Here is a 4,811-nt window from a genome sequence, read left to right as displayed (position 1 = left end):
CAGCTGAGGTGGTCAAGATGGTATTGAGGCAATCATCCTCAGCCACTTTGACATTTCGCCTGGTGGATCATTTTTCTAAAAGCTTCCTCCTTGGTTCCTGCAGCCTTCTCGAGCCTGGTTTCTCCGTGCTGAAAGGGAATTATGCCTACCAGCAGGGGAATTATCAGAAGGCTCTTCTTCACTATCTGGAAGAGGAAAAACAGGGGAACCATAAAGAGAGGATTCTCTTCAATATCGGCACAATCTATTATGCACTGGGAGAGGGCCTTCCTGCCCTGGAGCTCTGGAAGCTCAGCGATTCTACTCTCGATGAAGAGGTCCTCTTTGCGGCAGGATTTAACGCGGGAGTCGTCCTGTATCAATCCGGACGTTTTTTGGAAGCTTATTACTCTTTCCGCCGGGCTTTGGAGCTCAAACCGGGTTCACTGGAGTCCAAGAAAAATCTGGAACTTGTCCTGGAAAGACTGGAAGCAGAGAGCCGCACACCCGACACCCGTGCCTCTTCTGATGCACCAGAGGTGACGGATGACGCCAGACGTATACTTCAATATATCAAGAGAAAGGAGGGGAGCAGATGGAATACAAAAGAATCAAAATCGGATTCAGTGCAGGACTGGTAAGCCTTTTTCTCTTTTTTCTCCCCCTGGTATCAGCGGGAGCCATAGACGCGGAATGGAAAGATCAAATCGTTGAGAGTCAGCGTTTTACCCTTAAATTCATAACTTCCTTTCAGGGACAGCAATCTGTGGATATACAGGATCCCCTCTGGCCGGAAGGAATCAATAAGATCTCCGGACCCTATACGGCACAAAGGACAATTCAGAAGGAGGATGGTAGTTTCGCTACAGTCCTTCAGATTATCTATACTCTACGGGGAGACAACCCGGGAATCTATACTCTCCCGCCTTTGAGTGTTTCCAAGGGTCTGGAAATTCAGACCAGTGATTCTCTGGTCATTCCTATCCTCAGGAAAGATGAATCATTTCTGAATTATCCCCTCCTCCTCGACTGGCTGGCCGTCCCTGAAATCCTCTTTGTCGGCCAATCTGTGCCTCTTGTTTTAATGATGCATAATCTGGAGGAAATTACCCTTCCCGATTCGGTTTCTATTCAGTCCCCCAATGCGGCTATCATGGAAAGTGTCAGCGGATTGGGAGAGATACAGTTTAGCGGGTACGGTGAAAAGACTCTCTTTCATGTTCCCATGGAAACCTGGATGCTTACACCTTCTGCCCCGGGAACTCTCTCATTGGGTGCTGCTCAGGTAAAAATTATGGGGCTGACACGGGTAACCGGCAAGTCCAGCATCAGCGTCAAGGCGCTTCCAGAGAGTGTCTCAAAAACGGGGGCTGTTGGAGATTTTAAATATTCTCTCCAGTTGCCTGAACCCCAGGCAGTTGCCGGTGATACGGTCCAGTTGAAGATTCGTGTGGAAGGAGTCGGAAATCTGAACTACATGGTTTTGGCAGAACCGGTTTTCCCCGACTCTTTGACTGTGGTGAAAAAGGAAAATGCTGAATTCAAGGCAGATAATTTTGGTTTTACGGGCTATCGGGAGCTTCAGTATTCTCTGACACTGGAAGAGAAAGGGTCTTTTCGAGTAGAGATTCCCGGGTTTTCCTGGTTGAATCCCCAGACGGGTAAGGTCTCTGTGTCTCCTTCCAGTTCTCTGGATTTTGAAGTAGTTTCTCTTCAGGATTCTTTGAGTAGTAAAAACCTGTCCTATCCTCTGCTGTCACCTCAGGAGGTCCTTAAAGGAAAGGGAAGCCCTCTTTTCAACAGTCCCCAGGCCTATTTTCTTCTGCTGCCGGGGTTTATATTCTTCCTACTGCTCCGTATCGGTCCTTTAAAAAATATAGTTCTTCTTTCCTCCCTCTTTTTATCCCTGGTCATGACCAGTGGAGCGCTTTTGGTTGATCAGGATACTCAAGGATTGAATGCGGCTCAAGTTCATTTTGATAAAGGCGAATATAAAGAGGCTCTGGAATACTATAAAAGCGCCATTGATCAATGGGACAATAATGCTGCCTACCTTTACAACAAGGGAGTCCTTCATTACCTCAACAATGAGAACGCCGCCTCTATCGCCTCTTTAAGAACTGCCTTGTATTTGAAACCAACCAACAATCAAATCAGGAATACTCTGAAATCAATTGAGAGAAGCCTCTCTCTGGACCATCAGTTTGAGCTCACTCTTTTTCTGGCACAGGATATCCTTTTCATTTTGTTTGTTTTATCAGTAAATAGTCTTTTTATCCTGTTGGCTCTATCCGGAAAAAGGCACAGGATTCTGTCAGCACTTTTTGTTTTTCTCTTTATTCTCAGCGGGATGGTCTCGGGTGTTGAACTCATCCGTTCCTCCTGGCTTTTAAACCGGAAAGAGGCGGTGATTCGTCAGGATATTGCCATCAGGAAAATTCCTGATTTCCAGGGAAGCCCCTGGATCACCATCCCCGAAGGAACATCTGTTGAATTGATCAGAAACTATAAGGGATTTATCCTGGTTCATACGGCGTATGGCCTGGAGGGCTGGATTCCTCTGGATAAACTGATTCGATTATCTAAAGGGAATAGTGATGAAATTTGAAGATATCCTCTCCCAGTGGGATCAGGAGCAGAAATATAAGGTTCCTAAAAAAGGGGAAGACAAGCCAGGGAGGCAGGTACAAAAAAAAGAACCCCTTATGGATGACTGGCTGGAAATGTATCCTCCCGACAGAAACCTGGGGGACAGGAAAGAAATACCCGATAGAATTATCATACATACCAGAAAGAAAGAAATCGCTCGTATGGAGCCACAGGAAAGTCTGGATTTGCATGGATGGAACGGTCATGAGGCCTTAATAGAGCTTGATCGTTTTATTAAAAAATCAAAAAGGAAGGGACTTCATAAAGTCATGGTCGTGCATGGAAAAGGCCTGCACTCACCGGGGGGGTCCTCTGTCTTAAGACCTATTGTTAAAAAGTATCTTGAAGAATCCCCCCTGGTGAGGGATTACGGTCGTGCTAAAGGCCGCTCTGGTGGCGGGGGGGCTACCTGGATATTGCTACGCTGAAGAATCAGCGTTCTCTGTAGATGATTCTTCCGCGGCTGAGGTCATAGGGAGACAGTGCAACCTTAACCTTATCCCCGGGTACAATACGGATATAGTGTTTTCTCATTTTTCCAGAAAGATGAGCAAGGATAACATGGCCATTGGCTACTTCAACTCGGAACATTGTATTAGGCAGGGATTCTTTAACGATGCCCTCAACTTCTATTGCTTCTTCTTTTGACAAACAGATGACTCCTGACATTTATAGTGATTAGCATATTAGGAGATCGGATAGCCTTTGTCAACTCCTTGACATTTTCTGCTAAATAATACAGATTATTGCGGATATAAATACCCCCTTCTAAAAAGGTATGGAAAGAACCATGGATAAAGAGTTTCAGGACAAGATGAGAACAACACTGCTGGATATAAAGGGGCAGGTACTGCGGAATCTTATTTCAGAAAATGAAGATTTCAAGGCCGCTGTTGAAGATCTCGGCGTCAAGGATTTGGCAGATATAGCATCAAATGATATTGATGTGAGAACTCTGGAAGCCCTCAGCTCACAAGATATTCTCCGACTGAATAAGGTTGAATCGGCTCTTATTCGCCTGGAAAATGATAAGTATGGAGTTTGTGCACGCTGTACAAAAAAGATTTCACAGGAAAGGCTCGCAGCCATTCCTTACGCTGTTCTCTGTATTGATTGTAAAAGCGAAAGTGAAAAAAGAACGTAGTATTTCTCCCGTGTTTATTTTTATTTTTAAATAAATTTAAAACCGTCCTCGATTTCTTCCGATAATAAGATTGAAATCATGAGAGGACGGTTGTATGGAATTGAGGTCCGTTTCTGGACAAGTCAATGTAGCACAAATTGCCAATATGAAACCCAATTCGGGCAGAATCAGTCTGCCTGTTTCCCGGGCTCAGAGTCCTTATGCCCAGTTTAAATACGTGCAGGGAGTTCCCACTAAATCCCCCGGGGGCTCTGTTTCTATCAATCGGCTGAGAGTCTTGAATACCCTGATCAACAGCATTGTTACCAGATCCGAAAATCCCGGGCTGCATCCTGAGATCTCAAAAATGTCGGATGAGTCTGTGAAGGCTCTTATTGGGCAGTATTCAAGTCAGCTTCATAGTGCCTTAAAAGCTTCCACTCCTTATGCAGCAGCTGGTTCTGCTTATACTGGCGGATCTCTGTTCAATGTACTTGCCTGATCCCTCTATCATACTTATACGGCTTTTCACTCTAGCTGTCATTTTCAATCTCCTGGTTCCTGTGAGTGGTGCTTTTCATGTCCGCCGCAAATGGAGGACCTTCCGGAGTCTCCTCAGGAAATCCCTGGATCTTCCCCTGGCAGTTCCCCGATTTACCACCCTCAGCGGCTCTCTCGGGCTTCATCGCTTTTTAGGACGGCTGGAAGCCATTGAAGGGAGTGATCTTCTGTGGATCAAGGGGAAGCAGGGTTCCATAACTGCAGACATAAGAAATGCTCATGTTTATAAGCTGACAGATCCGGGTAGTAATGACGAGGTGTGTCCGCATTTGTATCCTTATCCACTTCCTCAAGTCTCATTGACCCGGATGCCCTGGAATGATGTCTTTTCTCTTACCGAAGGAACAAGGCTCTTTTTATTTGGTAATCTGGATGTTCAGGGAGGGAAATACTGCCTTGGTTCCAGCCAGAAGATGGCTTTGACCGTCATCATTTACAATGAAGATCCCTTCACTCTCATTCCCCGCTGCATCTGGAGCGGCAGGCAAAGCAATGAGTT

General features: G+C 45.7%; 6 protein-coding genes and 1 pseudogene. 6 read left to right on the top strand and 1 reads right to left on the bottom strand.

The window, feature by feature from the left end:
- The 3 genes from PF479_RS06680 to PF479_RS06670 form a co-directional block, all read left to right on the top strand.
- Window positions 1-620, top strand: a 620-nt coding sequence (locus PF479_RS06680; protein WP_298003893.1) for a hypothetical protein, incomplete at its 5' end; no start/stop codon positions are given.
- Complete coding sequence (locus PF479_RS06675) at window positions 575-2,587, top strand: tetratricopeptide repeat protein (protein ID WP_298003890.1); 2,013 nt, start codon at window positions 575-577, stop codon at window positions 2,585-2,587. The genes PF479_RS06680 and PF479_RS06675, both read left to right, overlap by 46 nt.
- Window positions 2,577-3,056 carry a Smr/MutS family protein gene (locus tag PF479_RS06670; protein ID WP_298003887.1) on the top strand — a complete coding sequence of 160 codons (480 nt, stop codon included), beginning with the start codon at window positions 2,577-2,579 and terminating at the stop codon, window positions 3,054-3,056. Before PF479_RS06675 ends, PF479_RS06670 begins: the two co-directional genes overlap by 11 nt.
- A 4-nt stretch (window positions 3,057-3,060) precedes the next feature.
- On the opposite strand, the gene infA is transcribed toward PF479_RS06670, so the two are convergent.
- Entirely contained in the window at window positions 3,061-3,297 is a 237-nt protein-coding gene (gene infA / locus PF479_RS06665; RefSeq protein ID WP_298003884.1) for a translation initiation factor IF-1, read from the bottom strand.
- A 121-nt stretch (window positions 3,298-3,418) separates the two neighbouring features.
- Between infA and PF479_RS06660 the strand changes: the two genes are divergently transcribed.
- The 3 genes and pseudogenes from PF479_RS06660 to PF479_RS06650 all read left to right on the top strand — a co-directional run.
- Window positions 3,419-3,772, top strand: coding sequence for a TraR/DksA family transcriptional regulator (locus tag PF479_RS06660; RefSeq protein WP_298003882.1), 354 nt, complete (start codon window positions 3,419-3,421; stop codon window positions 3,770-3,772).
- 94 nt (window positions 3,773-3,866) lie between these two features.
- Window positions 3,867-4,253 carry a hypothetical protein gene (locus tag PF479_RS06655; RefSeq protein WP_298003879.1) on the top strand — a complete coding sequence of 129 codons (387 nt, stop codon included), beginning with the start codon at window positions 3,867-3,869 and terminating at the stop codon, window positions 4,251-4,253.
- Window positions 4,240-4,811: pseudogene (locus PF479_RS06650) on the top strand (hypothetical protein); the annotation flags it as partial. The gene PF479_RS06655 and the pseudogene PF479_RS06650, both read left to right, overlap by 14 nt.

The sequence above is a fragment of the Oceanispirochaeta sp. genome, from assembly GCF_027859075.1.
Taxonomy (GTDB): domain Bacteria; phylum Spirochaetota; class Spirochaetia; order DSM-2461; family DSM-2461; genus Oceanispirochaeta.
Note: the sequence above shows the minus strand (reverse complement) of the source record. Positions and strands in the feature narration are given on the sequence as shown.

Bases quoted from the DNA above. Each gene is read 5' to 3' on its own strand.
- PF479_RS06675 (WP_298003890.1), top strand. From the start codon at position 575: ATGGAATACAAAAGAATCAAAATCGGATTCAGTGCAGGACTGGTAAGC.
- PF479_RS06670 (WP_298003887.1), top strand. From the start codon at position 2,577: ATGAAATTTGAAGATATCCTCTCCCAGTGGGATCAGGAGCAGAAATAT.
- infA (WP_298003884.1), bottom strand. From the start codon at position 3,297: ATGTCAGGAGTCATCTGTTTGTCAAAAGAAGAAGCAATAGAAGTTGAG.
- PF479_RS06660 (WP_298003882.1), top strand. From the start codon at position 3,419: ATGGATAAAGAGTTTCAGGACAAGATGAGAACAACACTGCTGGATATA.
- PF479_RS06655 (WP_298003879.1), top strand. From the start codon at position 3,867: ATGGAATTGAGGTCCGTTTCTGGACAAGTCAATGTAGCACAAATTGCC.